This window comes from Nocardia asiatica NBRC 100129 (assembly GCF_000308415.1).
Taxonomy (GTDB): Bacteria; Actinomycetota; Actinomycetes; order Mycobacteriales; family Mycobacteriaceae; genus Nocardia; species Nocardia asiatica.
This window is the reverse complement of the sequence record NZ_BAFS01000474.1, coordinates 54,314-80,192: the sequence shown is the minus strand read 5'-3', so window position 1 is coordinate 80,192 and position 25,879 is coordinate 54,314. Positions and strand designations below refer to the sequence as shown.

The following is a 25,879-nucleotide window of genomic DNA, read 5'->3' as shown; positions in this document are numbered from 1 at the left end:
AGCCGCGAACTCTGGCAGCGCTTGGTGAACGAGAGGAACCCGGTGGTTCGAAAGCCATGAGTAATCGACGCGATGCCTCCAAGCACCGGCATGCCCGTCGCGTCGGCAACTCGCCGTCGCGGCACGACGACGACTGAGCTGCACCGACCGGTAGAGTTCCAGCCGCACACGCCGAACAACCCATGCACGACGACAGTTGCTGTGCGGGTCCTTCTGTGAAGTCCCGTCTTGATGACTACCTGACTGGAGCGTGATGAACCACAAGCATTTGCGGACTCTGGCGGCGATAGCGGCGGTGACGGTGGCCGCCACCGGTGCAGTTGGCGTTGTCGATACTGCGGTCGGCGCGGCACCGGGGGAATTCAACTCCGGCGGGCTGCACCTGATTGCGTCGGTAGATTCCACCGATGTCGTACCCGCTGGCGGGCATGTCGCATCCGGCTTCGTGCACGCGGTCAAGGTCGCCGGAGTCTATTCGATCGATCTCGACGGACGCGCGTCGCTGCCAGGCGGGCAAATCGTCGCCGGATATCTGATCGGCTGTGCCGTGAACGTTTCCAATGGCATCTCGATAGGCATCGCCCCCAATGCCGGCGTCACCACCAGAATCCCGCCTTCCTTCGGCCTCGACTCCGGCACCGATCTGGCGATAGACGCGCCGCCCAGCATCAGCGTCGGTACCGGTGTCGGAGCGGCCCCCGCCGGAGGGCTTGCGGTAAATCTGGCCCCGGGCACTGTGGCCGCGGCAGTGGTCGGCGGGGTCTCCCTGGACGAAAACTCAATGTTTCCCTACACTTTCGCGCACAGCAATACCAGGCTGAATATCGGGGGATGCCCATCACCGGTCTCGGCCATGCCGTTCATCATCGTGCGCGCCGATGTCGACAGCGGCGCTATGCAGACGACAGGCTACGGTGCCGAATTCGCGTTCTGAAGCCCCTGAACAGCGGTTGTTGCGTGGCCCCGCCACCAGACCGGATGACTGTAGGATCTCTCCCACCGTCATTCGACCACTTTTCACTGAGCATCGACAGCCTCGGCGGTGAATTCGGAACTCCGGCCTGCACGGCTATTGAGCAACTCGTCGTAGGACTCCATCGAGGCCGGGCGGTCGTCGTGGCCTGTCCCCGGTGAATGAGAGGTGGTCGCGTTATCGGGGACTGGCCAGTCAGGGCCGCGATGCCGCGCGATTGCTCACGGCGGGGACGGGTACGCCGGGCTAGCCGACCGGCCATACGGTCGACCCAGCGGATGAACTCCGGTGCCGAGCCAGCGAACATTCTGCACACCCGGCCCTCGAAGCGTGCACGTCGTGGCCGGCGGGAAGTCGAGGTGCTGATCTCGCCGCACCCGCATCCGCAGGGCCGTTCGCGGAGCTCGGCCTCCTCGGGCAGGTCGCAGTAGCCGACCGGGTTCTGCGAGGTGTGCTCGTGGTGTTCGGGTCGCGGATGCGTGGCCTCGTGGTGGTCACTGCCGTGGCCACCATGTTCGTGAGTATGGGCAGTCGTTGGGTCGGTGCCGGAGCGTAGATGATCGCTGGACATGCGCTGATGGACCTTCGGGATCGGCGACAGGGGCCGCGGCCGCGGCCGCCACTCGCCGTGACCGTGGCGAACGGGATGGCTCAGCTCGTGGATCGGTTGGGTTTGATTCGGCGGAGCAGGGCGCGCAGGGCGTCGGATTCGTCCTTGCTGATCTGTTCGACGAAATGCGCCAGCACGAGATCGGAGCGAGTGCCTTCGAGAGCGTCACGCATGAGCTGTGCGCTGTATTCCTCGCGGGTCAGGGTGGGCCAGTACAGGTAGGCCTTGCCGTGACGTTCGCGGGCGAGCCAGCCCTTGCGGTGCAGGTTGTCCATGGTGGTCATCACCGTGGTGTAGGCGATCTCGCGTTCGAGCAGCAAACTTTCGTAGACGTCACGGACGGTGATGTCGTCTTCGGCCGCCCACACGCGGTCCATCACGACGGCTTCGAGATCGCCGAATCGGTGTGCCACGACCAACCTCCTGACAACAACCCTCAAATCTACGTAGCGATATCGTAGGTTGTTCGGTGATGTTCTGTCACATCGACCTGGCCGAAGCGCGCATGAGGGTCGGCCGACAGCACGCCGACCGACCCTCATGCATAGAGGGTGCGCTACCAGCTGCCAGTGCGCGGAAGCGGGAATCCGGGCCGGTAGTTGTTGAGCAACGGAGCCCGGTGGTTGCGATGGTTGCCGTGGCGGCTGCCCGGGTGGTGGTCGCGGTGACTGTTGTCGTGCCTGGCGGAGACCTCGGTAGCAGAGGCGGTGGTGCCGGTATCTGCGAAGGCCGGAGCGGCGAGTGCGGCAGTGGCGGCGACGGCGGAGATCGCGAGGGCTATGCGGGTAGCGATCCGGCCCGTGCCCCGCAGTGAGGATTCGGAGTTCATGGTGGCCTTATATCTTCGTTAACACCTACTATCTACGAACGCAGATAGTAGGTGAGCTGATATGTCGCCGGTGGAGTTTCATGGATCGGCCGACTGGCGACTTGTCGGCCGTCCCCTTGTGGACCAGGTGGGTTACATCTGACAGCACGAGGCCATCATCGAGCACATCCAGTCGCACAACATCTTCATCGGGTTCATCGGTCGGTCACCTCCTTTCACATCGGTGGCGGGCAGGTTTCGGTGGCGGTACGCGCACTCGCCGCGGTCGACGCCGCAGCCTGAGTCCGCGTCACGCGGCCAGTGGTCATTGCTGGTAGGAGAGGACGGTCATCATCCCGGCTTCGCCGTGGTAGATGTTGTGGCAGTGCAGCATCCATTGGCCGGGGTTGTCGGTGTCGAAGTCGACCTCGACGGTCTGCATGGGCACCACGATCGAGGTGTCCTTGCGTGGCCCGGCGCCGGAGCCGGTGACGACTTGGAAGGTGTGGCCGTGCAGGTGCATCGGGTGCCACATCATGGTCTTGTTGTTGATACGTAGCCGGACCCGTTGTCGGGCAGTCACATCCAGTGGGGCGTGATCGGGGAAGGCTTTGCCGTTGATCGTCCAGATGTATTTGTCGGCGTCGGCTTCGAGGACCATATCGAGGGTCTGATCGGGCGTGCGGTTGGGCAGCCGGACAGTCTCGGTCGCGCTCAGCCTCGCCGCCGACAGCGGGATCGCGGCCAGTTCGGTGGGGCGGGTATCGGGCGGTGGGGGTGTTCCGGCCCCGGTGCGTATGAGGGCGAAGCCCTGACCTGTCTTGCCTTCGGCGGAGGCGACCAGTGGGAACACCCCGTCGCCGAGTTCGACTACGGCGTCATAGCGTTCGCCCATCCCGATGAGGATGGTGGCGGTGGAGACCGGATCCACGGGGAAGCCGTCGGTGTGGGTGACCCGCAGCTGATGACCGCCCAAGGCGACGCGGAAGGCGGTGTCGGAGGCGGCGTTGATGATGCGCAACCGCATGCGCTGTCCGGGCCGGGCTTGCAAGACCGCGGGGTCGGTGCCGAGGCGCCCGTTGATCAGGTAGTACGGGTAGACCACGTCACCGGTGTCGGTGCCCAACGGCATCGCCGGGTCATCCGGCGCCGACATCGGTGCCGAGGCACCCATCGACATCCCGCTGTGGTCCATGCCGCCGGATTGCCCTCCCATGTCCATCCCGGCCATGCCCTGCTCGCGCAGCCGGGCCAGTTCGGAGTCCGGGTCGCGGCCGGCGACACCGTCGAGCCAGTCGTCGAGCACGATGACGGCTTCGGAGTCGTAGTCGGAACCCTCGTCGGGATCCTCGATGATCAGCGGCGCGTAAAGGCCGCGGTCGAGCTGAACACCGACATGTGGGTGGAAGAAGTAAGTGCCCGCATCGGGGACGGTGAATTCGTAGCGGAAGTTCGCGCCTGCGGCGATCGGGGCCTGGGTGATCTCCGGAGCGCCATCCATGTCGTTGCGCAGGGCGATGCCGTGCCAATGCACCGTCGTCGGCGCGGGCAAGGAATTGGTCACTTCGGCGCGCAGCACCTCGCCGCGACGCAGCCTGATCTCGCGGCCCGGCAGCTCGTTTCCGTAGGTCCAGGTCTGGACCTGGACACCGCCGAGGTCGACTGTGCTCGGCGCGGGACGCAGCGATACTTCACGAACCGCGGCGGTGGCGGATCGGCGGGCGTCCTCGGCGGATCGGACCGCGTCGGAATCGGGGCCGATCGGAGCGCGGTGTGGCGTGGTGGGATTCCCGCACGCCGCCAGCAGCGCGGCCGTGCCCGCACTTGCGCCCAGCGCGAGAAAGCTGCGCCGGGATCTATGGGCGCCGGGGTTGCGTGGTGACGACATCGGCGTCTCCTTCATTGTGTCGATGTCCGCCATCGACTGGCCGTGAATGACTGGGTTTATGCAGGTGAAAGAGGGTTTTGGGTCGCATGCTAGGGCTGGTGGGCACCGAGAGCCGCACACGAGCGGGCGTGCTGGTGGTTCACCTCATTGCCACGCGATCGAAACGAATTCGTCCTACGATCGCGCGAGCCGATCGCGCGTGAACCTCGTCATCGACATGGTTGCGGCCCGTTCGGTGCGGTAGGCCGGCAGGTGAGGAGGTCTCGGGTGGCAGGCGGCGGGTTCGGCGAGCTGGAATCGGTGGTCATGGACACGGTGTGGTCGGTCGGCGAGCCGGTCAGTGTCCGTCAGGTGCGTGAGGTGATCGCCGGCGAGCGTGAGATCGCCTACACCACGGTGATGACCACCATGGACACCTTGCACCGCAAGGGCTGGCTCGACCGTGAACGCCACGGCAAGGCCCACCTGGACTGGCCCATTCTGACCCCGCGAGCAGTACAGCGCCGGACTGATGCGCGCCGCGCTCGATGCGAGCGGCCGGGCCGAAGAAGTGCTGGCCCGGTTCATCGAAACCATGACCGCCGTGCAATCGCAGCGGTTGCGCGAGGCGCTGCGGCAGCGCCGGAAAGGAACCGGCCACCCCGAGCCCCACGACTAGCGGGGTCCGGAGCAACCGCGAGGCGTGCAGTGTCCACCGTCGTCGGACGGGTCGTGGCGGCCGGTGTCGGCGCGATCGTGGCCGTGCCCGCGTGGACCTCCGTCGGTGCTGTGGCCGTTGTCGACGCGGCTGTTCCCATGCCAGGTGGTGCCCCGACCGTCGTCGGCACCCGCGGGTCGGCCGCTGGTACCCGAGGCCGACGGTGCCGCGGTCGCGGGAACGGCGGCCAGGAAGGTCGCTGCTACGGCGACCGATGTCGTGGCCAGCAGCCGGGCGGGAAGTCGATGTCGCTGGGATCGAACGGTGGTGGTCATCGAGAGTCCTTTCATCGTTGCCGGTGTGGTTGCCGCCGGGTGGGCGGGTAGCCACGATCCGACGAACGGGCGGAGATGGTCACGAACTCGTCACCGGGGCATGTCGCGGATGTGACGCCCAGGGGAGGTGGTGGCCAGACACGCCGAGGCGTGCGCCTGATCACACAACACAAACTATTTACGTACCGAGATAGTAGATTGATCGCTGTGGTTGTCAACCAACCCCCTCGGATGCGGGCGGGTCGAGACCGCCAAAAATGCTGGTGCCCAGCGTGATCGAGTTCTGGAGGTGGAGTGTGCGCAGCATGGCCGCGAGGGCTCCCCGCGCCGATCTGCGGCACGGAGCCGGGTGTGCGATCGCATCGCAGCGCAAGCAGCGTGACGGCTGGCGCCATTGCGCACGTCGTTACATCTTCGTTACCATCGCGGCATCGTGAATTCTCTCGGTCGGATGCGCGGGGGTAGCTGGCTGGCAGTTCTGCTGCTGGCCGCTCTGGTGATCGTTCCTGTCGCCGACTGCCTGCTCTTCCACGAGCACACCGGCCCGCGGGACCATCACTCCCTCACCATCGCAGAGCCCGGCGCCGCGACCGATCACGACCACGCCGCCACCGCTGACACGACGCAGCAGTGCGTCGCGCACGCCGTTCACTGCCTCGATAAGGCGCTGCCTCCGGGCATCGTGTCGCTGACACTGGCCGCGCTGGTGCTCGCCGCTTTCACCGCTGTATGGACGCAGGCATCGACACCGGACTCCCGCGCCGGTGCGATTCGTGGGCCGCCTTCTGCACCGCGCTCGCCTGATGGGCGCACCGTTCTGACTCTGTTCTGCATTTCCCGACGCTGATCGATCAGCGCCAGGCTGACCTGTCGTGTCGGCCGGTGCTCGCTGCCCATCGTTGTGGCGTACCGCGCAAGCGTGCGCCTGTGCAGAGAAGAGACAGCAACCGTGAACACCACCCTCCCTACTGCTGAATTCGGTCACACCCGTCGCATGCTCGGCGCGCCCGATGCCGCCGACGCCCCCCGGGGCCTCGTCGGCAACACGCCGGTGCTGTGGATCGGTGAACCGCTGGCCGGCACCGATCGTGGATTCTGGGCCAAGCTGGAAGGATTCAACCCCGGCGGGATGAAGGACCGGCCCGCACTGCATATGGTGCAACGGGCCCGCGAACGCGGCGATCTGGCACCCGGCGCGCGCATCGTCGAATCGACCAGCGGCACCCTGGGCCTGGGACTGGCGCTGGCCGGGATGGTTTACCAGCACCCTGTGACCGTGGTCACCGATCCTGGGCTGGAACCGATCGTCGCTCAGATGCTGGCCGCCTACGGTGCCACCGTCGAGCTGGTCACCGAACCCCACCCGGTCGGTGGCTGGCAGCAGGCCCGCCGTGAGCGCGTAGCCCAGCTACTGGCCGCCGAGTCCGACGCCTGGTGCCCGGATCAGTACAGCAACCCCGACAACGTCGAGGGCTATCAGTCGCTGGCCTTGGAGCTGATCGAGCAGCTCGGCACCGTCGATGTCCTGGTGTGCGCGGTCGGCACCGGCGGACATTCCGCCGGTGTGGCGAGGGTCCTGCGCCGCTACAACCCTGACATGAAGCTCGTCGGTGTCGACACGATCTCCTCGACGATCTTCGGCCAGCCCGCCGGGCCGCGCCTGATGCGTGGCCTGGGTTCGAGCATCTATCCCGCCAACGTCGATTACGCGGCCTTCGACGAGGTCCACTGGGTCGCTCCGGCGGAATCGGTGTGGGCCTGTCGCGCACTCGCGGCCACCCACCACGCGACCGGAGGGTGGAGCGTGGGCGCGGTCGCGCTGGTCGCCGGGTGGGCCGCCCGCGTCGCCGCGCCGTCGACTCGGATCGCGGCGGTGTTTCCCGACGGGCCACACCGCTACTTCGACACCATCTACAACGACGCCTACTGCGCCGAGCACGAACTGCTCGACATCGCAGCACCGGTGGCGCCCGAGGCGATCGACCACCCGAGAGAACGGGTCGTGCAACGGTGGACCCGCTGCACCACGGTGATTTCGCCGACAGCAATGGCCGAAGGGCAGCTCGCCTCATGACAGTGGTCGCCAAGTTTCGCAGCTTCGATCTGCCGGCGCGGCTGCTGATGATCAACCAGTTCGGCATCAACCTCGGTTTCTACATGCTGATGCCGTATCTGGCCGGTTACCTGGCCGGTCCGTTGGGGTTGGCGGCATGGGCGGTCGGGCTGGTCCTGGGTGTGCGGAACTTCTCCCAGCAGGGCATGTTCCTCATCGGCGGTACCCTGGCCGACCGGCTCGGCTACAAACCGCTGATCATGGCCGGATGCCTGCTGCGCACCGGCGGCTTCGCGCTGCTGATCGTCGCCGAGTCCCTGCCCATGGTATTGATCGCCTCCGCGGCGACCGGCTTCGCGGGAGCATTGTTCAACCCGGCCGTGCGCGCCTATCTCGCCGCCGACACCGGAGAGCGCCGCGTCGAAGCGTTCGCGGTGTTCAACATGTTCTACCAAGCAGGCATCCTCGCCGGACCGCTCGTCGGGCTGGCATTGATGGCGGTCGACTTCCGCGTTACCGCCGGTGTCGCGGCGGCGGTGTTCGCCGCCCTGACCATCGCCCAGCTGTTCGCCCTGCCCGCCCGCCGCGGCGAGGCCCCCGCCGAGAAGACCTCGGTGCTCGACGACTGGCGCCGTGTCATCTCCAACCGGCGGTTCCTGGCGTTCTCGGTGGCGATGATCGGCTCCTACGTCCTGTCGTTCCAGGTATATCTGGCCTTGCCGCTGCAAGCGGAATTCATCGCCGGAGCTCGGTCGCAGGCCCTGGTCTCGGCGCTGTTCGTGGTCTCCGGCGTCGTCGCCGTCGCCGGGCAACTCCGCATCACCGCCTGGTTGCGTGCCCGCTGGGGTCCGGGCAAGAGCCTGGTCGCCGGCATGGCCGTGCTGGGCGCGGCGTTCGTCCCATTGATCATCGTGCCCACACCGGCGCCCTTCGGCACCGTGGCCGCGGTGGCCGCGCTGCTGGTCACGACCACGCTATTGGCGATCGGCACCGCTGCGGTGTTCCCGTTCGAGATGGACACCGTGGTCTCGCTGTCAGGAAACAAGCTGGTCGCGACCCACTACGGGTTCTACAACACTGTCGTCGGTGTCGGAATCCTCGTCGGCAACCTGGCCACCGGCACCCTCGTCGGCGCTGCCCGCGATGCCGGACTGGACTGGATCGTCTGGGCGGGATCGACCGCGATCGGCGTCATCGCCGCCTACGCCCTGGCCCGGTTGGAACGCAGCGACCGCGCCACTACCGCGCCGGAACAGAACGTCACCGGACGTCATCGTCTGCCCAGTGGACGTCATCGGCTCACCAAGCCCGCCTTCGCGTACTCGGATTCGGTGACCACCCCCCTGCGCCACCGACCCGGCCACGGCGTCGAACCGGTGAATCGGCTCGGCGCAGCGACCAGGCCCTGGCCGGCGGCAAAGTCCGACCAGCACACCTACCGCAGACAGCCACCACTGCCGCGGCTACCAGCCGGTGAAGACCGCCTCGGTCCCGGGCCTCGTGTCCCGACCGGCGCGCCACGACCATGGCCGGGCTCGGAGCCCGAGCGACGCGGACACCGCCGGGCTCTGCCGCCCGCACCCCGCACCGACCCTTACGCCGAGGACCGGCGCTCGCGCTATCCCGCCGCCGGACCGGAAACCCGGCGGTGAGGCCCGCCTGGCTTCAGAGCCAGACCGGTGACACGTCGAGCGCAGGGGCCCTCCCACAGGATCCCGGCTTCCGACCGTTTGCCACCACCCATACAAGGAGACATGACATGACAACAGTTCTGCGGCGCCTCGCCGTCACCCTCGGCGCCGCCGCGGCCGCCACCGCGCTCGCCGGCGGTGTCGCCTCGGCCCACCTGGGGGTCGAGGCCCCCGGCGCCAAGCAAAACGCCTCTGCGGTGCTCACCTTCCGCATCTCCAACGAATCCGAGCAGGCCTCGACCACCGCGTTGACCGTCGAACTGCCCGGCCTCAAAACCGCGCGCACCGAACCGATGCCCGGGTGGACCGCAACGGTGAGCAGGGACGCGGCCAAGATGGCGACCTCGGTCACCTGGACCGCGGAACCGGGATCCGGTGTCGGCCCGGGACAGTTCCAGCGTTTCGATCTCTACGCCGGGCCGCTGCCCACCCAGGACAAGGTCTCCTTCCGCGCCGTGCAGACCTACAGCGACGGCAAGGTCGTCACCTGGGATCAGCCCAGCACCGACGGCGCACCCGAACCGGAGTACCCGCTGCCGGTCCTGGCTCTGGCGGCCGCTCCCGCCGGCGACGGACACTCCCACAACGCCGCTCCCGCTGCCCAAATAGAGCACGACTCCGAGACCGGCACCGATTCGGCGACCCGCTGGATGGCTGCCGGCGGGCTGGGCCTGGGCGCGCTCGCCGCGGCCGCCGCGGTGGCAGCACTGGCACGCAGCCGCCGCACGTCTCGATAGTCCCCGAGCGACGAGTGGGTGCCGGTACGGACAGGCCGTACCTGCACCCACCGGTCTGTCACGCCCTGCGCACGCTGCTAATTCCCGAGACCCGTCGATGCCGGGAAAGGGATTCAGCTGCCCAGGGCGCAGACACCGATCCCGCCCGCCGCGGCCACGGTCGCCATCATCGGTCCCAGGACGACCGCGGCGATAGCGGCCGAGGCGGCGAAACCATGCATCGTGGTCGGCGCCGGCGGTGCCGCGAGACGGCGGACCCGATCGGCCAAGCCCTCCGTCGCCGCGACCGGGACCTTGCCATGGGAGTCGGCCAGTGTCAGCAATGCCTCGTAGACAGTGATGGGTCCATAGATTTCGGCGGCGGCGTCATCGGCGATCATCTCGACCAGGCGCGCCACCTGCGCGGCGCCGGTGACAAACAACTCGATCCGGGGGAACACCGCGGCGAGTCCTCGTGTGAAGGCGAGCAACACATAATGGCGTCCGCGCAAATGGGCGCGTTCATGGGCCATGACCGCAGCCAGATGCTCCTCGTCGAGAGCCGCCACGATTCCCTGCGTCAACACGATCGTGTCCGGGTTCCCGGCCACCGAATAGGCTGCTGGTTCGGGATGGTCCAGAACAACCGCGTCATGGCGGTCATGACGGCGGCCAACCATTCGTGCCGCTTGCGCATGCTGGCGGGTCACCGATCGAGCCCGGACCAACGAACGGCACAGCCGCCACGCCGCGACCGCGGCCGCGATCACCGCCAGTCCTGCCAGTGCCCACAAGCCGACCTGGACAGCAGTTCCGTACACGCCCGTCGCAGCGTCGTGTAGCTGCCCGAAACACCGACCGAGATCCAAATGCTGATCAGCGAGCAGATCACGAACGACATCGATGCCGAGGAACACCACCGCGACAGCCCAGGACATCAGCACCGAGACGATAGCGCTGAGCCAGGCCGCCAGACCCAAGCGTGGATGGTGCCCGTCACCGGCTGTCCGCAGCAACAGCGGCGGCGCCAGCACCACCACGACCACGGTGTAGGCCAGTAGGCAGATCGCCACACTCATGCCGTCCCCCGCGGTGCCTCGACATCGACGATCACGGCCGTACACACAGACGCGGATGGCACCGAATGGCTCCTCTGCCGGATCGAGATCGAGCGTCGTACACAGCACTACAGCTCGGCGACATACTATCGGCACCCGAGGGCAGTTAGTCATCCCGCCCGTGGTGCGCCCGCCCGCCTCGCGCGGCTGCGCAACGAGCTGTACCAGCGCCTGGCCGCCGCGCTCCCCCGGGCGGGTCCACCTCAACGGCCCCACCCACCAGCGACTGCCCAACACCCTCAACATCAGCATCGACGGCACACGCGGCCACGAAATCCTCACCGCGGCCCCCGACATCGCCGCCTCCACCGGCTCGGCCTGCCACAGCGGCACCCACACCCCATACCCGGTACTCGAGGCGATGCGACTCGACACCGCACGAGCGTTGAGCGCTCTACGGCTTTCACTGGGCCGCTGGACCACCCCTGACGACATCCACAAGGCGGTCACCGCGCTCGTCGCAGCCGTCACCGCCACACTGGCTCCGTCATCGAACGCAACCACCGTGGGCAGCGCCGAACGCCAGCTGCCATCACCAGCCAACCCATGACCGGCATCGCCCGCGCCGATGCCGTCGGATCGACCGCATCCACGCCAGGGATCGCCGACGAGCGTCATCACCGATGCACCGAACCTCGCATTCCATGGAATGGAAGTGCACACTTACGAAAGTGGGCTCTTTCGGAGATGTGGATCTGGGGATTCTGGGTGACCCGATGCGGCGGGAGATCTTCGAGCGGGTAGCACGGCGCCCGTCCTCGGTGGGTGAGCTGGCCGAGTCGTTGCCGATCACCCGCCAGGCGGTCTCGCAGCATCTGCGGGTGCTGCGCGACGGCGGCCTGGTGGTGGCCAGGGCCGAGGGGACCCGACGGATCTACCGGATCAACCCGGATGGGCTGGCCGGAATCCAGGCGTATTTCCAGCGGATCTGGGACGAGTCGCTGGCCGCTTTCCAGAAGGTCGCCGATACAACGGCCGCCGACACCACCGAACAGGAGCCCCCTCGATGACCACACCCATGCCCCTCGCCGCGCTGCACGGCACCGCGAGCGTGCGCTTGCCGCTTGCGAAGGCGTTCGCGTTCTTTACCGAATCGTTCGGCGACTGGTGGCCACCGGCCTACCACATCGGGGAAGCCGACATGGCCGAGGCGATCCTCGAACCCCAGGTAGGCGGGCGCTGGTTCGAACGCGGGGTAGACGGTTCGGAATGCGACTGGGGGCGCGTGCTGGTGTGGGAGCCGCCGCACCGGATCGTGGTGACCTGGCAGATCAACGGTCACTGGCAATACGACCCGGATCCCGCTCCCGCCAGCGAAATCGAGTTCCGCTTCACTGCCGAATCACCAGAGCAGACCGCGCTCACCCTCGAACACCGCCACCTGGACCGCCTCATCGAGGGCAAGGCCATGCGCGACACCATCGTCGAACGCGGCGGCGGCTGGAGCACCGTGCTGGCACGCTTCGCCGACATCGCGGGCGCGCGAGCATGACCGGCCGCGCCCGGCACGACTGACCTGAAAGCAGGCAGGCCGAGATGAACGATATGGATTTGGCCGAGGCCGAACGCAAGGATCTCGCGGCATTCCTGGCCGGGTTGACCCCGCAGCAGTGGCAGATGCCGACGCTGTGCGAGCGCTGGCGTGTCAAGGACGTGGTCGCCCACATGATCAGCTACGACGACCTTGACGCAGGCGGGCTGTCCAGGCGATTCGTTAAGGGCCGACTGCTGTGGGCCGTCCAGGTCGGCGTCGACGAATTCGCCTCCCACACGGATCAGCTACTCGAACTCCTCACCGCACACCAGTCACTCGGCGAGCTACGCAACGCGGCAGGCAACGGGCATGGCTCGGCTTCCGCCAGTGTGGTGACGATGAGCGACGCGCGACTTGGTTTGAACACCACGGTGGCGATTTCCGAACGAGTAACTGACGCATGGAACGCACGCAGGTAGTTCTTGCCTACGAACATCGATCGCCGCAGAAACATGCGCCGCGCGAAAGTCACCAAATCCCACTTCAGCGCGGGGACCGGTGCCGTCGGCTGGCTTTGAGCTAGGAGCACAACTCTTGGACCGTGTCCGAGAGGCGTTCGTTCTTCCGTTGTGCTCGTGATCGGTGCGCCTTGGAGCCGAGGATGACCCGGTAGCGACGCCCTTGCTAGAGCTAGCTCGCAGGTGCCGGGGGTTCTGCTAGTTCTTGCAGGTCAGCGCAGGAAAATCTCTTCACACTCGGTACGGAAAGCGTTGCTCGGCAACGTGTACCGAGAAAGGAAGCGTGACTGCAGTGACCTGCGATCCGGACCAGAACCGCGACCACCCTGCCGGGAGGGCCGATAGCCGGCCCAGCCCTCGTCGTCGTCCGATCCGCCGCGCGGCCATCAACGTGATCGCGACGGCCCTTGAGACGGGCGGCAAGATGCTCTCGTCCTACGGCCGCGACGATCTCGCCGCCGCGTGCTTCGGTGCCGCTTTCGGGCTGCGCGCGATCGGAGTGCTTGACGATCTCCATGATGAGAGGTAATCGAGTCCCACGGCCCTGAGGTGGCCGGGTCCAAGGGGACTCAGCATCGAGGTTCCCGTCGAAGGCACACTTCGGCGGGAACTTTCGTATGCGTGTGCGCGTTGCCGCCGTCTCGTGAGGGGGAGTGGTTGCGCCTGTGCTGATCGCCGCAGCGGGATATCGAATGCTTCCCATGCAAGGCGATCTCTCCGATGCCGACCGGGGCGCTGTTGTAGGTCTGGGTGATCCGCCCACGGGAATCCGGACATGAATGGCTCAGTTGCTCCAGTGCGCACACCCCCGGCTGTGAGGAACTTCGCTGTAGTGGCTGCCAAGAAGTATCCCGCGATGTGTCATCCAGTCGCCCAGTTCCACCGACGCGTCCAGACCTGTGATGTCCTTGAGCTTGCGTTGTGTGTTGTTGACCTGGGTCAGTTCGAGGTGTGGTGCGCATTCGAGGACACGGCGTGCGGCCAACGGCTCGGGGCGTACCCGCAGCGGATCCATGAATTCTTGAAATCTTACAAAAGTCGCTGTGCGCCACGGCTCTTCAGCAAGCAGTTCACGGATGCGAGTATCGGCATCCCGCGCCATACCGCTGAGGGTGTTGGTGGTTGTACTCCCAAGGTCCTCATTCACGTCGTTGACGGCTTCTCTTCTTTTGACTTCAGCGAAGACACGGTAGCTGCTACCGAGGTAGATATATGATTCTGCCGACGGCAACCGCTGGCTGGACCCTGGCGGGATTCTGATGATGAGGCCGAGAACCCCCCTCTCGAGGTCGTTTACTTCGGCGACGACCAGCTTCTTGTGTTCGTAGTTGTTCCGGACGAACCACTGGTTTCCGCGCGAGAATATCTCTGGAGCATGGGTTTCGCTCAAGAAGGTGTCCGCCGGGGCAATGAGCGCACGTGTGAGGTATGTGGTTTCCCCGTAGGTCAGCTCCGGGAGATTGGCCGACCCGCAGAAAAGGACGAGGCCTTCCTGCAACTCGTTCGCCTCTTTATCCTGCATATGGCTTTACTTTCTCGACGATGGAAGGGCTGCTCTGACGGCGCTTTCGATTGCCTGCTGCGGCTGATCGGATCGGCACACGTCGGCGATGGCTACGGTCAGATTGTCGAGCGCTTCGGGTGGCACGTCGGACTGCTGGGCGAGGGAAATGAGGGTGTCCGCCGCGGTTTGTGGCGGGTGCTGTCGCAGCTTGATGAGTGCCTCGGTCAGTCGCCGGGATCCGAGCGCGCGGAGGATGCCGTCGGTGGACAAGACGTAGCGGTGACCGACGACGGCTTCTTCTTCCCAGAGATCCGGTTGTGCGTCCTCGAGTCCGATACCTCGAACGAGCCTTCCGCGGTCAGGGTGTCGGCTCGCTTCAGGATGGTGCTTTTCGGCCAGTTCGCGCCCGTAGGTGTGGACGACGGTGAGTTCTCGTATGTGAGTTCCGGAATCGAGTACGGCGATGCCGTCGCCGATATGAACGCCGGACATGACCGCCACTCCGTCTCGGTCGGTCAGTCGGGCCGCATCGAGCGTGGTGGCCATGTTGGTGGCACGGGTGTCGCCTCGCCCTCGGGCCTGTAGCGCTGCCTCGATAAGAGTTACGACATCAGTCCATGACGAATAGAAGCGAGAGGGCGTGCGGACAAGGTCGATGGCGATGCCGGCGGCGATGTCACCTGCCGGGCGGCCGCCGACTCCGTCGGCGACCGCGAGGAGGTGGTCACCTACGAAGAAGTCGTCCTCGTTACGGCGTCTTCCACCACGGGCTGTTGCTGCACCAGTGCGTAGTTCGAGCGGCACCGGAGCTTCACCTCGTAACGTGAGAATGAACTGCACCGCGCCTATCTCGACGGTGTCACCCGACACCAGCTCGACCGGTTGCAGAGGTGATACAGGTCTGTTGTTAACCGATGTTCCGTTGGGTGTACCCAGGTCCGTGATGTACCAGCGCCCGTGGTCGTGGGTGAGCATGAAGTGCTCCCTGCTGACTAGCGGGTCATCGACGTGCAGGTCACACGTGGTGGAGCGTCCCAGAACAATGGTGGGCCGGGTGAGTAGCACATCGAGTAACGATCCGCTGACTGCTTTGAGCCAGGCGGGTCTTGTCACCGGACCGGAGCCAGCCGAGTCGTTGATGTTGTCGGAAAGGTCTGTCGTGTGCGCAGGGGGTACGGTGTGCGGCGTCGCGTTCGCTCGGGCGTTGTCGCGGCGGCGGGAAGGTTTTGGATCCTGCACCATCACGTCATCCTTCCAGCCAGATTGCGGGTCCGGCACGGTCGATGATCGGTGGGCCGTTGCCGGTACGTGCTGCAAGAGCCGCCATGGGCGGCATTTGGAGAGACGCTGTCTGAATTTCGAGGTGTCCGTCGTGCTCAGGAGCAGGAGCGGGATGCCGGTCAAAGGAAGCATGAGACTTGCTGGAATCCTCGCTGTAAATAGATTTGCCGCAGAGTCGATCCACGCGGTCATGATGAAGCCTCCTCGTCGATGAACGCGTCGGGTTCGCCGAGTTCTTGTCGTTGTGACCCGGTGCGCCAGATAGTGGAGCGGGTCTCGCTCCGAGTGGCGATGCGGGCGAAGACGTCGGAGGGGGTGTCGACCGGCACGAGAGGACGCTGAACGAGATGCTTGGATCCGATTTGTCGATCGAGTGCTGAGGACTTGCTTCGTCCAAGTTGCTCTAACACGCGTAGGAGATCGTCCAAGGCGACGCGCTGAGCGGACTGTGACCCGGGCGCGCGCACCGTCGGATCCGGATCCAGCCACTGGGCGACCAGATTCGACAGCGGCAGCAGCTGCTCGCGGTCCCAGCCCTCGTTGATCGAGAAGAACGCGTCCAAAGGCACGGGCTGGGTGGTCTTCAGCAGTCGGATGAACTCGTGCTTGCGGTCGTCCGGTAGTACACCGTGCTCATCGAGCAGTTGGAGGTTGGCCGCCTCCAGGTACAGAGGTGCGGATCCGACGATCAAAGTGTAGAGCGTCGCGCCGACCGCGCGAATGTCACAACGCCCTGATCTCCACTCCTGGTTGCGCTCGGTGGCGGTGACTTGTTCGGGCGGGGCGTACCACAGGGAGAACCCGACCGGTGCGCTGTCTGCGGTATCGCTGGAGGTTGCCAGGCCCCAGTCGATGATGCGGATGTTGCCCTTCTTGTCCAGGGCGATGTTCGACGGCTTGATGTCGAAATGGATGGTGTTGCTGTACTCGAAGACCGCGAGCAGGCCCTGCAGGATCTGCTCGATGTACTTCAGCGCGGTCCGCAGTGTCAGCGATTCGGCACCGTCCCGCATGAGTTCGGCCAGCGTCCCTCGCTTGTAGTACGGGGTCACCACGAACAGGCCGAAGTTGACGTCGTAACCCCCGTGAACCATGGGGGCCACGTAGGGACTGATCTCGCGGCCCTCCGGTAGAGAATGCAGCTCGTTCAACCCCATCGATATGCGTTGTCCCTTGTATGGCTGGTCGACGCGTTTGAGGACGCAGTCGCCCTTTTCCTTCTTGAGTAGGTCCTTTGCCAGGTAGGCGCGACGCCAGGGGTGGTCGCTGCGCGGTTTGGTCAGCGCGTCCTTGATAGCCCATCGTTCACCGACTACCTGGGAGCGGCCGTCGTTCGGGACATCATGAGGGTCGGGGTTGGTCGGAAGGTCCGGGTCGTCGTGGATGTCGTCATGTGGTGTCGGTCCCGGCCGTGGGGCCGGGTGTCGAGCGGGTTGCGGTCCAACAGCCGGGGGACGTGACGGGTTGCGCCGCGGAGGATCGAGGGTGCCGACATCGTGAAGGCGCTCGTAGCCCGATGTGACGACCTGACGAGTGTGCTCGGCGATGACCTTTCTCAGCTCGAGATCGCTGTCCCTGGCGATCTTTTCCTCATCGACGATGGCCTGTTGATTGAGCTTGTAACGCGCGGTCGCGTTCTCCAGAACGCGGCGTTCTTTGGCGAGTTCCTCAGTAGCCTGCAAGTCTTCCGTATGTCGGTCGAGGAGACGCCGTCCTCGGGCGCGAAGCATCTGTTCGTAGAACGTCGCAGGCATCGCGTACTTCAGCAGCAGCGGCGCCACGTCGACCAAGAACAACAAACCCCGCATCACCAGGGTCGTTTTCGCGACAGCAGGATCGTGGCTGATGGCGGCAAGCGCCCGCTCCCGGTCCGCCAGACCCGCGACACGCTCATCGATCCGCCGGTCACTGGCTTCGATCGCTGCTTGCCGGGCCGCAGCGAGTTCCGCGGACTTGCCGTTGTAATTGTTCTGCGCCTCAACCTGCGTGCTCACTGCCGAATCGAACGCCTCGGCCGCTTTCGTGCGGACAGCGCGCCGTTCGGAAGTGCGGTCCCCATACCCTGAGTGACCGGTTCCGCCGGCTCCGCCCTGCTCCAGGTCGAGGGCCTTCTCTGCCGCATCGAGCGTATCCCGCGTGTTCTTCACAGCATCGTTTGCCCTGTTCAGCGCCGCGAACTGTTCGGATCTGTGTGGGTCGTAGAGCGGGTCGTTGCGAAGTTTGTCGGCCTGATCAATCTTCTCCTGATGCTTGTGCTCGATGACCTGGGCGTGGATCTCGGACGCGAACACAAACATGACGATCGGCTCGCTGATGGACAGGGCGATGAGCAGGGCGATTGGAAGACGGATCATCAAGCCCGCAGCAGCGCGGAGCCGAGCCTTCCATCCGGAGTCGTAGTCGAAGCCCGAGACCACCCAACGATCGAAGTTCAAGATGAACACGCCATACAGCAATCCGGCGATCACGTAGATCCACGAGAAGTGTCCGCTCATCACAGTCAGGGCCATCGGCATCGCGAACACGGCGAACGTTGACGTGATCAGCACAGACAGGCCCATGCCCTGGTAACGGACACGATCGGCTATCAGGGTCTTGCCATCGGGATCACGCAGATCGTTCGGGTCGACACCAGCGAATCGGATCGTCGAGTCACCGAGCCGCTTGATCGACGGAGCTCCGATCATCTGCTACCCCCGCCCATGACGTTGTCGTAAATGATTCTTGCAGCGACCAATTCGCATCCCCGATAGTGCTGCCGATCGGCTGTGCTGTCCCGTCTAGTGTTAGAGGGCAGGTCAGCCGGGTCGTAGTTGCGCTCGTACTGAAGAGGCCCGGTAAAGCCAGAATTCGTCGCGGCCACCATACATCGCGACCATAATCTGCGGTAGATGAACGTAAAACGTACCGATAGGAATGCAATTCGCTACGAAACCAGCGCAGCCGCCGGTATTCTAAATTTCGTTCAGGTAACTAATTTGACCTCAGGCGTGTGCGCAACTGCTGCTGATGGGTGCCGAAGCCGTAGAAAGTTGTGGCGATTGCTGCCAGGCCGGGAGGTTCTCGATCGTGGTGATAGTACGGCGGGCGGAGCATTCACATCGCAACGCCCGCGCGATTTCGTCTCGCAGTTGGTACAGATCGGATGGTGTCGAGTCGACCTCCGCAAGCCGCTATGACTGCCCTCGCTGACTCGCGCTGGCGACCTTGCACCGCCACTGGGCTCGGGCCAGGAGGACAAGTCTCTTGGCCCGAGCCCAGTGGCGTACCTCCTTTCCCGTCACGCTCCTGCTTTTCCTTCATCAGGACACTGCGGTGTGAGACCCAGTGCGCTGGATGGACCGCTCGGAGGACTCGTCTGCTTGCCCTGCGGGTCGTGCGGCACTGCGGCGTTGACGCAGAAACTCGGACCAGATCCGGGCTGATTCCGCAGACGTAGGACCGCCGTTGAGCGGCGGTTCAGGGTTCTGAGCGGGACGCAGGTGAAGTGTCATGCATTCTTTGACGCGCCCGCCGCTATGTCGGTTCCGCTGTCGCTGGTGCTGTCAGAGCGCGTTGGCGCACGGCGTGTCCGACGGCATCGCGATGAGGCTCCGGTTGCACCTACCGGTCACGCTCTTGCCCAACCCGATCGCGAGCTCGACGAGCACATGGTCACGCAGCGCGACGGTGTCCGGGTAGTCGCTCCGCAGAATCCGCTGGTCAAGCGCTGGGCACGGTGGCTGTGGCACGACGAACTCTGCAGCCATCCACAGTAAATCGACAGTTGATCAACACGTGCAGCGAAGTTATCCACAGCTGTGTGCACAGCACGGTTTGGTGTCAGCCAGTTGGGTCGCCTAGGTTCGCCCACGGTTGCCCGGCCATAGAAAAATTCGAGGCCGCGACGGTCAGAGATGCGCGTTCCACATCGTTGTTTCACGAAACTCTTTTGCGTCGGCCCTCATGGCTAGGCTTCCACCTACCGAACGTCGATTGCGGCTTCCGCATCGCGGAAACCGCGGATTCGCAAGCGACCTCGGAACGAGCGCGGCCCCCGCCTGAGCATAGGCAGGGGCCGCAGTACACCTACACCTCCACTGTGTCAACAGAAGAAAGGAAGTACAGGCGGCATGAGCTTATCGGTCGAGCCTGACAACACCCAGTCGTATCCCGTCGATCCCAAGGGGCCGGAGATCCATCCCCTGGTGGTGTTGTCCCTGGCGCTGACCCTGGCACTGGCGGCAGGACTGCTCGTCGGGTGGCCAGCAGGAGTCAGCGTGTTCGTCACGGTGCTAGGACTATTCGTGCGTACCCGGTCGGGGCCGACTGAGTAGTTCTGCTCGCTGAAGTCCGGCCGTCCTTCCCGGGGCGGTCCGGCCTTCAGCCCGGCGTCTCCACCGAGCTGTTGCGCCGACCGCCTGGGTACGCGTCCGCCGCATCACTCCGGTACATGGCTTGCTCACTGAGACACCCGACGCGGAACTGACGACCCTTCGTCGGCTACTGAGGCTGCGACGATCGCCGCTTGACCGATCAGTCGACTAGGTAATGAGCTTCGATGTAGGCGACGGTGGACTCGTATGGTTCCCCGACGGGCTTCAACATGTACCGGCGGAAGACGGCGGCGGTGGCGCGGCGGGCGCCGCGGTTTCGGGCGTCGGCGTTGTCCCATGACCGGGCGAGGGTGCTGGTGACCACCCGGTCGATCTCCTCGGCCAGGTTCCTCTCGGTGACTGTGAGGCCGGACGGAGCGTGGTCGTGGATGATTCGTATCTCCCAAATTGTCTGAAGCCGTTGTTCATACGGAAAGATCCGAAGCATCTACCGGTTAGGATTTGGGCCCTCGTCGCACATAATTCTTAACTCGCTGTCGCCTTAGAAATGAGAAGCCTCAGTTCTATGCCGCCATCGCGGCTAGCGGTGCCGAGTAGCACGCGCTGGTGATCGAGTGTGGCGAGGTCGCACGCGGTGCCGACGTCGGGTAGGTGGAAGGCGGTCGTTTGCTGGGGGGCGAGTGGGTCCCATATCCGGACGGCGTTGTCGGCGCCGATAGTGGCGGAGAGGCGGCCATCGGGACGGATCGCAGCCATCCAGACGTGACGTCGGTGGTGACCGGTCATGAGGCGTTCGCCGTCGGTGTTCCAGGTGATGACGTTGGTGTCGTGGCCGGTGGTGAGGATTTTTGTGTGGGCGGCGGCCACGGATGTGACTGGGCACGAGTGACCGGTGAGGGTGCGCAGGTGTTGGCCGGAGTGGGGGTTCCAGAGTCGGACGGTGGTGTCTGCGGATCCGGTGGCTAGGAGTTGGCCGTCGGTGGTGAAGGCGACGGAGTTGATCCAGCCGTCGTGACCGGTAAGAGTGCGCAGGTGTTGGCCGGAGTGGGGGTTCCAGAGTCGGACGGTGGTGTCTGCGGATCCGGTGGCTAGGAGTTGGCCGTCGGTGGTGAAGGCGACGGAGTTGATCCAGCCGTCGTGACCGGTAAGAGTGCGGCGCAGTCTGCCGGTGGACAGATCTCGCAAACAGATCCTGCTGTCCGTACCTGCTGAGGCGACCAGACCTGCGGGCAGTGAAAGGCGCAGTGACCAGATCTGTCCGCCTGGTGTGGGCACTTCGCCATGGGAGAGCGCAGACGATATTGCGGCCGCGGTGATCCCGCCGCCGCGGCTGCCGTAGTAGAGGGTATCGCCATGGCCGAGGGCCAGGGTCGGGATCGGCGCTCCGGCGAGCGACAGCACTGTGCCAGGCATGAGGTCGTTCAGTGACCATTGGCTGATCGTGCCGTCGACTGCGGCGATTGCGAGCATGTCGCGGGCATGATCGGTGGCGAGGGCCAGAGGCATCCCCTGCAGGCGCGTCGAGGATGTGATGACTGTTCCTGTCGGCGTGATGCGGGCGATGGTGTGACGGGCGGTGGAAACAATGAGCTGCCCGCCGGGACCGGTGGTGATGGCAGTCGGCACAGCATCGAGCCTTGCAAGTTCGGTGAAGGTGCCGCCAGCAGAAGTGACCAGGACGGCACCGTCGAGGAGAGCGGCAGCGACGCCGTCGGAAGTGGGTGTGATGGCCGTGACAGAGGTGTTGCCTGCGTGGACGACGTGGGAGCCGCTACCCCGGCGGTGCGCACGGATGTGCCCGTCCCATCCTGCTGAGATGAGCGCGGTGCTGTCAGTGCCGCTCCAGCACAATCCGCTGATCGGGCCGCGATGGTGATCTACTCGGACCGGGTTGCCGGGGTGTCCGGTGGTGTCTACCGGTAGGGCGAATACCTGGCCGGAGTGTGTGCCGACAGCCAGGCCGGAGCTGCGGGCAGCGATGGCGGTGATCGGGGAGGGCCCCGGTGAGACGGGGCCGGCGCCTGCGGCTGAGAGGAGAACACCATCGATGCGGCCGAACCAGATGGTGCCGATTGTGGGGTCGAGGTCTATCGCTGTTGTGCTAGGGCTGTCGCCGGCGGTGTGTGGGCTCGGAGCTGTGGAGGTTCCGGGTATACGCCACAGACGAGTCGGCTCGATCATGGCTACGCTGCGTTGCGGTGGGGACGGAGTTGCCCGGAGCGAAGCAGTTCGCAGAGTACCTCGGTGCCCCCGAGATATTCGCCGTCGGCGAAGACTTGGGGCCACATTCGGACACCGGACGCAGTTTGCGCGCGGTTGCGCGCTTGCTGGTCGGTGAGGACGTCGTAGGCGGTGTAGGTGACGCTGTGGTAAGCCAGCATGCGGCAGGCCAGCAGAGAATGCGCTGTGCGCGGATGGTCCGGCGTTCCGTGTATGTACAGTTCGACGTCGCGTGATGGCATGGTTCACCCCCGGGATCAGCGAAGTTGGATGTCTTCGTACGGCGTCTGTCGTTGGTCCTCGGTGAACCGGGTGTGTAGTTCGTGTTCCCATGCCGCAGCTGCTTGATATTGCAGCCGGTAGAACGGTTCGGCGTCCGCGGAGGCGATGCGACTGCTGATTGCGGTGTAGGGGCGGATCTCGAGAGGGATGGTGCGCAGCGGAAGGTCGGGATGGATGGCCTGTAGCCGATCGACGAAAGCCTTCATCGCTGAGGGGATGTGTCGGTCGGGCTTGGGACGCGCGGTGAAGGTGGCGTAGGTGTAGAGGTCGAAGCCTGCGGTGAGAAGTTCGGCGAGGACGGCGAATTGGCGGTCGAACGAGGATGTGGGAGCGCCGGTGTTGTCGACGAAGGAGGCTTCGTCGAAGCCTTTGAAGCATCCGACTCGGGAGTGCCGGGGGTAGGCGGCCATGTAGGCGATGTCTTGGGCGGAGAGCACTTGACGCATCCAGTGACCACTGAGGTTGTCATCGATCCATATGGGGACGTGACCGCGCAGGCCGCGTTCATCGAGTTCTTGCATCATCCAAAGGCACCACTCGGGCACAAGGTCGGGTTGTCCGCCTGACAGATCCAGCGCGGGGGGTGGGTCGGCGTCAGCGAGATACAAGTCGACTAGTTCCGCGGCCGTCATGAACCTACCGCGGGTTTGGTCGCCTGACAGCAGCGCGTCATCGACGAAGCAGTACCAACACGCCCAGTTGCATCCGCCCAGTTGGAAGACCTGAGTGGTGTATGGCAAGGCTGGCGGCAACCCGCGATACAGCGGCTTCGGTCTGGAAGCGCCGGGGGTGGAGCGTAGGTGGATGCCGAAGCTGTTGAAGCGGCGAATTCTCCCATAGCCTGCGCAGTTGACGCGTGTGTAGCTGTCGACCGCCTCCAGTGATCCGTCCAGGCGTGCGATGAGTACCTGGCGGGTGTCAGGACGCAGCAGGCGTTGGCGCATACCAGCCCGCGCGTGGACGACGTTCTCGATCGGACTGGTCATCCGCGCCCCCTGCAGGCGAAATGTACTGCGGATCAAAGAATCACGGACTATGCCGCGAGTTAAGAATATCGGTCCGCGGGAGCTGGCGCGCACGTTCGCCCGAACCGGGCGCTGGTGGCTCGGTTCGGGTACTGCCGAGAGAGATCAGGGAGCGACGCGGCCGTTCTTGACGAAAGCAGCGTGTGTGAGCGGCATCAGCTCGGCGAACTTCTTCTCCATCTGCTCAGCGACCATCTCGATTTCGGCTTGAGGGAAGCTGGGGTAGGCAGAGTCGGGGCTCTTGGTGCGCAGTGACAGCACATTCATCAGCGAGCGCGCGTTGACGGTCATGTACGCGCTGGAGAACAGGCCGACCGGTAGGACGATGCGTGCCACTTCCCGCGCGATACCAGCCTCGAGCATCGCGGTGTACGAGCGGTAGCACGCTTCGTATGCGGCATCGACCTGCTCGTCGAGCACTTCATACTGGTCTGAGGTGCCCGGTTCGAAGGTGTAGGCGCCGGCCTTGCCGACCTGGACGATGTTGCGTGAGATCGACGGCTTGTAGAAGACCGGCCGCAGCTGGCGGTAGCGGCCGGATTCTTCGTTGTATGAGGCGATGCGATGGCGCATCAACTCGCGGAACACGAAGATCGGCGCATGAATGTAGAAGGTGAACGAGTTGTGCTCGAAGGGCGACCCGTGCCGGTTCTTCATCAGGAAATTGATCAAGCCCGACGATCCGGTGGCGTCTGCCTCGACTGCAGCGAGCGACTCAGGGCCCTGGGTCGATACCCTCGCAGCGAACAGGACGTCAGCATCGGATGCCTGCGATTTGACGAGCTCGACCTCGACATCGCTGCGGGTGGTCACGTCGGTGTCGGTGTCGAGAGCAGCCATCCGATCGTCCTTCCAAATACAGAGGGGCCCTAGCCACACGATTACACACCCGCAGGAGTCCCTGTTTCACCGACACGCCCCACTGTGCGCTAGGTGCCCGAGTGCTTGCTGTGTGAGGTTCCGGTCTGGGGGCCGAGTCTAGAGCAGGTGCCGTTGTGATGGGGACGACGGTATTACCCCTGTAGAAACTCGGCCATACGAACGGCTTGGATGGTCTCGGCGACATCGTGGGTTCGTATGATCGACACCCCCTTGCTCACTGCAAGGGCCGACACAGCTAGAGCTGCTGACAGCCTCCGCAGCGGATCGGTCTGACCGATAGCTTCGCCGAGCACCGATTTGCGTGAAACGCCTAGGACGAGGCCATGCGCCAGATCAGCGAACTTGTCGAGATGGCGTAACAGCTCGAGATTGTGCTGGAAGTTCTTGCCGAAGCCGATGCCCGGATCGACAAGCACCTCGGGCACCCCCCGGCGCAGTGCGTCATCAGTGCATGCGGCTAGGTAGGCGCGTACCTCGGCGACGACATTCGTGTAGTGAGGATCACGCTGCATTGTCGATGGGTCACGTTGCATGTGCATGGCGATCCACGTCACTTGGTTCTGTGCGGCAACCTCGGACAGGCTGGCGGAAACGTCGTTGAGGATGCTTACACCACAGCCAACCGCAGCACGGGCGACATTGGGATGGCGCGTGTCCACGCTCAGGACACAGTTACCCGCCAAAGCCTCGATAACCGGGCCGACGCGCTCCCATTCGACATCGGGCTCGACCGGCGTCGCGCCTGGGCGGGTTGACTCGCCGCCGATGTCAATGATGTCCGCGCCCTCATCGAGCATCTGATATGCGCGATCGAGCGCGCGGTGGGGATCAAGGTAGAGGCCGCCGTCGGAGAACGAGTCGGGAGTCACGTTGAGAACACCCATGATCTTCACGGGCATGCGGGCTGAGCTCCTGCCGAGCGTGCGGGTTGTCAGTTGTGGCGGTGAACGAGATCAGCGAACTCGCACAGGCCGGCGAGAAGTTCATCCTCGACTCGCGGATCCATATGAAGTGACCACGGGCGGGTCACATCGGGTAGGTGCGGAATCTCGAGTTGGGTGCCGGCCGCGGCAATGTTGACCGGGTTGGCCGGCTTCGTGCCATTGATCTCGGGGGGAATGACCGCCAAGTCGTCGATGACGGCTAGACGCTCGGTGTGGCGCCGCAGGCAGGACGCCATCTTCCCCGCCAACACCCGGTTCTGTCCGCCGACCATGACATGGTGGGCGAACGCGCGGCGGTTATGGCCGTGCAGCGACACAATCACAGGGCAATGATCCAGTATCAGCCGCAGTTGCGGAAACAGTTCGGGGGCGAACTCGTTGGACGAGACATGCAGGCGAGTGTCGTTGGACTGCTGACGCACGATCAGCGCGGACCCGCCCACCCGCGACGCCGCCCGAAGAGCCAACGTTGCTGTGCCACTTTCGATCCCGCCATGCAACGCCAGGAACCCGACCGGCCCGTCGAGATCGACTTCGATCCGGGACTCCGCGAGCATGCGTGTCAGCTTGTCGGCGCTGGCCCAGCGCTGTCGCATCGGATACT

General features: G+C 64.9%; 27 protein-coding genes and 2 pseudogenes. 12 read left to right on the top strand and 17 right to left on the bottom strand.

The window, feature by feature from the left end:
- Nucleotides 1-188, bottom strand: a 188-nt coding sequence (locus ON27_RS44550) for a hypothetical protein (RefSeq protein ID WP_218003128.1), incomplete at its 3' end; no start/stop codon positions are given.
- Nucleotides 189-253: 65 nt separating this feature from the next.
- Here ON27_RS44550 and ON27_RS39110 point away from each other — a divergent pair.
- Entirely contained in the window at nt 254-934 is a 681-nt protein-coding gene (locus ON27_RS39110) for an MspA family porin (protein WP_043739154.1), read from the top strand.
- 690 nt (nt 935-1,624) lie between these two features.
- Here the strand turns inward: ON27_RS39110 and ON27_RS39105 are convergent.
- The 3 genes from ON27_RS39105 to ON27_RS39095 form a co-directional block, all read right to left on the bottom strand.
- Nucleotides 1,625-1,996 carry a BlaI/MecI/CopY family transcriptional regulator gene (locus ON27_RS39105; protein ID WP_043739216.1) on the bottom strand — a complete coding sequence of 124 codons (372 nt, stop codon included), beginning with the start codon at nt 1,994-1,996 and terminating at the stop codon, nt 1,625-1,627.
- Nucleotides 1,997-2,139: 143 nt separating this feature from the next.
- Nucleotides 2,140-2,412 carry a hypothetical protein gene (locus tag ON27_RS39100; RefSeq protein ID WP_043739152.1) on the bottom strand — a complete coding sequence of 91 codons (273 nt, stop codon included), beginning with the start codon at nt 2,410-2,412 and terminating at the stop codon, nt 2,140-2,142.
- Between the two features lie 304 nt (nt 2,413-2,716).
- Nucleotides 2,717-4,279, bottom strand: coding sequence for a multicopper oxidase family protein (locus ON27_RS39095; RefSeq protein WP_043739214.1), 1,563 nt, complete (start codon nt 4,277-4,279; stop codon nt 2,717-2,719).
- Between the two features lie 306 nt (nt 4,280-4,585).
- Between ON27_RS39095 and ON27_RS42315 the strand changes: the two are divergent.
- A pseudogene (locus ON27_RS42315) lies at nt 4,586-4,937 on the top strand (BlaI/MecI/CopY family transcriptional regulator).
- Here the strand turns inward: ON27_RS42315 and ON27_RS39090 are convergent.
- Nucleotides 4,934-5,251 carry a hypothetical protein gene (locus tag ON27_RS39090; RefSeq protein WP_043739150.1) on the bottom strand — a complete coding sequence of 106 codons (318 nt, stop codon included), beginning with the start codon at nt 5,249-5,251 and terminating at the stop codon, nt 4,934-4,936. The pseudogene ON27_RS42315 and the gene ON27_RS39090 sit on opposite strands and share 4 nt — an antisense overlap.
- Nucleotides 5,252-5,684: 433 nt before the next feature.
- On the opposite strand from ON27_RS39090, the gene lpqS reads away from it, so the two are divergent.
- From lpqS to ON27_RS39070, 4 genes and pseudogenes are all read left to right on the top strand, one after another.
- The gene (lpqS, locus tag ON27_RS39085) at nt 5,685-6,098 is read left to right on the top strand and encodes a putative copper homeostasis (lipo)protein LpqS (protein ID WP_157227973.1); all 414 of its coding nucleotides are present in this window, start codon (nt 5,685-5,687) and stop codon (nt 6,096-6,098) included.
- A gap of 147 nt (nt 6,099-6,245) precedes the next feature.
- Nucleotides 6,246-7,325, top strand: coding sequence for a PLP-dependent cysteine synthase family protein (locus ON27_RS39080; protein ID WP_051047581.1), 1,080 nt, complete (start codon nt 6,246-6,248; stop codon nt 7,323-7,325).
- Nucleotides 7,322-8,557, top strand: a pseudogene (locus ON27_RS39075) (MFS transporter); the annotation flags it as partial. The gene ON27_RS39080 and the pseudogene ON27_RS39075, both read left to right, overlap by 4 nt.
- A gap of 506 nt (nt 8,558-9,063) precedes the next feature.
- On the top strand, nt 9,064-9,732 hold the full coding sequence (locus tag ON27_RS39070) for a YcnI family copper-binding membrane protein (protein WP_043739141.1): 669 nt from the start codon (nt 9,064-9,066) through the stop codon (nt 9,730-9,732).
- 113 nt (nt 9,733-9,845) lie between these two features.
- Here the strand turns inward: ON27_RS39070 and ON27_RS39065 are convergent, their stop codons facing one another.
- Nucleotides 9,846-10,790 carry a M56 family metallopeptidase gene (locus ON27_RS39065; RefSeq protein ID WP_043739138.1) on the bottom strand — a complete coding sequence of 315 codons (945 nt, stop codon included), beginning with the start codon at nt 10,788-10,790 and terminating at the stop codon, nt 9,846-9,848.
- A 160-nt stretch (nt 10,791-10,950) separates the two neighbouring features.
- On the opposite strand from ON27_RS39065, the gene ON27_RS39060 reads away from it, so the two are divergent.
- The 5 genes from ON27_RS39060 to ON27_RS43780 all read left to right on the top strand — a co-directional run bounded on the left by ON27_RS39060 (nt 10,951) and on the right by ON27_RS43780 (nt 13,350).
- Nucleotides 10,951-11,379, top strand: coding sequence for a hypothetical protein (locus ON27_RS39060; RefSeq protein ID WP_043739136.1), 429 nt, complete (start codon nt 10,951-10,953; stop codon nt 11,377-11,379).
- 121 nt (nt 11,380-11,500) lie between these two features.
- On the top strand, nt 11,501-11,839 hold the full coding sequence (locus ON27_RS39055; protein ID WP_043739133.1) for an ArsR/SmtB family transcription factor: 339 nt from the start codon (nt 11,501-11,503) through the stop codon (nt 11,837-11,839).
- Nucleotides 11,836-12,321, top strand: a complete 486-nt coding sequence (locus ON27_RS39050) for an SRPBCC family protein (protein ID WP_051047579.1) — start codon at nt 11,836-11,838, stop codon at nt 12,319-12,321. Before ON27_RS39055 ends, ON27_RS39050 begins: the two co-directional genes overlap by 4 nt.
- A gap of 44 nt (nt 12,322-12,365) precedes the next feature.
- On the top strand, nt 12,366-12,782 hold the full coding sequence (locus tag ON27_RS46070; protein WP_083888185.1) for a maleylpyruvate isomerase N-terminal domain-containing protein: 417 nt from the start codon (nt 12,366-12,368) through the stop codon (nt 12,780-12,782).
- Between the two features lie 322 nt (nt 12,783-13,104).
- On the top strand, nt 13,105-13,350 hold the full coding sequence (locus tag ON27_RS43780; protein WP_157227972.1) for a hypothetical protein: 246 nt from the start codon (nt 13,105-13,107) through the stop codon (nt 13,348-13,350).
- A gap of 255 nt (nt 13,351-13,605) precedes the next feature.
- On the opposite strand, the gene ON27_RS39040 is transcribed toward ON27_RS43780, so the two are convergent.
- The 4 genes from ON27_RS39040 to ON27_RS39025 form a co-directional block, all read right to left on the bottom strand.
- Complete coding sequence (locus ON27_RS39040; protein WP_043739132.1) at nt 13,606-14,343, bottom strand: hypothetical protein; 738 nt, start codon at nt 14,341-14,343, stop codon at nt 13,606-13,608.
- Nucleotides 14,344-14,349: 6 nt separating this feature from the next.
- Nucleotides 14,350-15,798: an FHA domain-containing protein gene (locus ON27_RS42310; protein WP_083888183.1), complete on the bottom strand. Its 1,449-nt coding sequence runs from the start codon at nt 15,796-15,798 to the stop codon at nt 14,350-14,352.
- Nucleotides 15,795-18,293: a DUF4407 domain-containing protein gene (locus tag ON27_RS39030; protein WP_043739127.1), complete on the bottom strand. Its 2,499-nt coding sequence runs from the start codon at nt 18,291-18,293 to the stop codon at nt 15,795-15,797. Before ON27_RS39030 ends, ON27_RS42310 begins: the two co-directional genes overlap by 4 nt.
- Before the next feature lie 858 nt (nt 18,294-19,151).
- Complete coding sequence (locus ON27_RS39025) at nt 19,152-19,355, bottom strand: hypothetical protein (protein ID WP_043739125.1); 204 nt, start codon at nt 19,353-19,355, stop codon at nt 19,152-19,154.
- A 363-nt stretch (nt 19,356-19,718) separates the two neighbouring features.
- On the opposite strand from ON27_RS39025, the gene ON27_RS43775 reads away from it, so the two are divergent.
- The gene (locus ON27_RS43775) at nt 19,719-19,922 is read left to right on the top strand and encodes a hypothetical protein (protein ID WP_157227971.1); all 204 of its coding nucleotides are present in this window, start codon (nt 19,719-19,721) and stop codon (nt 19,920-19,922) included.
- Nucleotides 19,923-20,121: 199 nt separating this feature from the next.
- Here ON27_RS43775 and ON27_RS39020 read toward each other — a convergent pair whose 3' ends face one another.
- The 7 genes from ON27_RS39020 to ON27_RS38990 form a co-directional block, all read right to left on the bottom strand.
- On the bottom strand, nt 20,122-20,286 hold the full coding sequence (locus ON27_RS39020) for a hypothetical protein (protein ID WP_218003127.1): 165 nt from the start codon (nt 20,284-20,286) through the stop codon (nt 20,122-20,124).
- A gap of 161 nt (nt 20,287-20,447) precedes the next feature.
- On the bottom strand, nt 20,448-22,103 hold the full coding sequence (locus ON27_RS40720) for a WD40 repeat domain-containing protein (protein ID WP_083888181.1): 1,656 nt from the start codon (nt 22,101-22,103) through the stop codon (nt 20,448-20,450).
- Between the two features lie 2 nt (nt 22,104-22,105).
- The gene (locus ON27_RS39010; RefSeq protein WP_043739121.1) at nt 22,106-22,384 is read right to left on the bottom strand and encodes a glutaredoxin domain-containing protein; all 279 of its coding nucleotides are present in this window, start codon (nt 22,382-22,384) and stop codon (nt 22,106-22,108) included.
- 15 nt (nt 22,385-22,399) lie between these two features.
- Nucleotides 22,400-23,410 carry a hypothetical protein gene (locus tag ON27_RS39005; RefSeq protein ID WP_043739119.1) on the bottom strand — a complete coding sequence of 337 codons (1,011 nt, stop codon included), beginning with the start codon at nt 23,408-23,410 and terminating at the stop codon, nt 22,400-22,402.
- 144 nt (nt 23,411-23,554) lie between these two features.
- A complete protein-coding gene (gene thyX, locus ON27_RS39000; RefSeq protein ID WP_043739117.1) occupies nt 23,555-24,289 on the bottom strand; it encodes an FAD-dependent thymidylate synthase in 735 nt (244 codons plus the stop codon).
- A 173-nt stretch (nt 24,290-24,462) separates the two neighbouring features.
- Nucleotides 24,463-25,230, bottom strand: a complete 768-nt coding sequence (folP, locus tag ON27_RS38995; protein WP_043739115.1) for a dihydropteroate synthase — start codon at nt 25,228-25,230, stop codon at nt 24,463-24,465.
- A gap of 32 nt (nt 25,231-25,262) precedes the next feature.
- A complete protein-coding gene (locus ON27_RS38990) occupies nt 25,263-25,871 on the bottom strand; it encodes a poly-gamma-glutamate hydrolase family protein (RefSeq protein WP_051047576.1) in 609 nt (202 codons plus the stop codon).
- Between the last annotated feature and the right edge of the window lie 8 nt (nt 25,872-25,879).

What these genes read in the sequence shown, in the direction of transcription:
- ON27_RS39030 (WP_043739127.1), bottom strand. Translation starts at nt 18,293, where the DNA reads ATGATCGGAGCTCCGTCGATCAAGCGGCTCGGTGACTCGACGATCCGA.
- ON27_RS38990 (WP_051047576.1), bottom strand. Translation starts at nt 25,871, where the DNA reads ATGCGACAGCGCTGGGCCAGCGCCGACAAGCTGACACGCATGCTCGCG.
- ON27_RS39050 (WP_051047579.1), top strand. Translation starts at nt 11,836, where the DNA reads ATGACCACACCCATGCCCCTCGCCGCGCTGCACGGCACCGCGAGCGTG.
- ON27_RS40720 (WP_083888181.1), bottom strand. Translation starts at nt 22,103, where the DNA reads ATGATCGAGCCGACTCGTCTGTGGCGTATACCCGGAACCTCCACAGCT.
- ON27_RS43775 (WP_157227971.1), top strand. Translation starts at nt 19,719, where the DNA reads ATGAGCTTATCGGTCGAGCCTGACAACACCCAGTCGTATCCCGTCGAT.
- ON27_RS46070 (WP_083888185.1), top strand. Translation starts at nt 12,366, where the DNA reads ATGAACGATATGGATTTGGCCGAGGCCGAACGCAAGGATCTCGCGGCA.
- ON27_RS39095 (WP_043739214.1), bottom strand. Translation starts at nt 4,279, where the DNA reads ATGTCGTCACCACGCAACCCCGGCGCCCATAGATCCCGGCGCAGCTTT.
- ON27_RS39010 (WP_043739121.1), bottom strand. Translation starts at nt 22,384, where the DNA reads ATGCCATCACGCGACGTCGAACTGTACATACACGGAACGCCGGACCAT.
- ON27_RS39070 (WP_043739141.1), top strand. Translation starts at nt 9,064, where the DNA reads ATGACAACAGTTCTGCGGCGCCTCGCCGTCACCCTCGGCGCCGCCGCG.
- thyX (WP_043739117.1), bottom strand. Translation starts at nt 24,289, where the DNA reads ATGGCTGCTCTCGACACCGACACCGACGTGACCACCCGCAGCGATGTC.
- ON27_RS42310 (WP_083888183.1), bottom strand. Translation starts at nt 15,798, where the DNA reads ATGACCGCGTGGATCGACTCTGCGGCAAATCTATTTACAGCGAGGATT.
- ON27_RS39005 (WP_043739119.1), bottom strand. Translation starts at nt 23,410, where the DNA reads ATGACCAGTCCGATCGAGAACGTCGTCCACGCGCGGGCTGGTATGCGC.
- folP (WP_043739115.1), bottom strand. Translation starts at nt 25,230, where the DNA reads ATGCCCGTGAAGATCATGGGTGTTCTCAACGTGACTCCCGACTCGTTC.
- ON27_RS39110 (WP_043739154.1), top strand. Translation starts at nt 254, where the DNA reads ATGAACCACAAGCATTTGCGGACTCTGGCGGCGATAGCGGCGGTGACG.
- ON27_RS39065 (WP_043739138.1), bottom strand. Translation starts at nt 10,790, where the DNA reads ATGAGTGTGGCGATCTGCCTACTGGCCTACACCGTGGTCGTGGTGGTG.
- ON27_RS39025 (WP_043739125.1), bottom strand. Translation starts at nt 19,355, where the DNA reads ATGGCTGCAGAGTTCGTCGTGCCACAGCCACCGTGCCCAGCGCTTGAC.
- ON27_RS39100 (WP_043739152.1), bottom strand. Translation starts at nt 2,412, where the DNA reads ATGAACTCCGAATCCTCACTGCGGGGCACGGGCCGGATCGCTACCCGC.
- ON27_RS39040 (WP_043739132.1), bottom strand. Translation starts at nt 14,343, where the DNA reads ATGCAGGATAAAGAGGCGAACGAGTTGCAGGAAGGCCTCGTCCTTTTC.
- ON27_RS39090 (WP_043739150.1), bottom strand. Translation starts at nt 5,251, where the DNA reads ATGACCACCACCGTTCGATCCCAGCGACATCGACTTCCCGCCCGGCTG.
- ON27_RS39080 (WP_051047581.1), top strand. Translation starts at nt 6,246, where the DNA reads ATGCTCGGCGCGCCCGATGCCGCCGACGCCCCCCGGGGCCTCGTCGGC.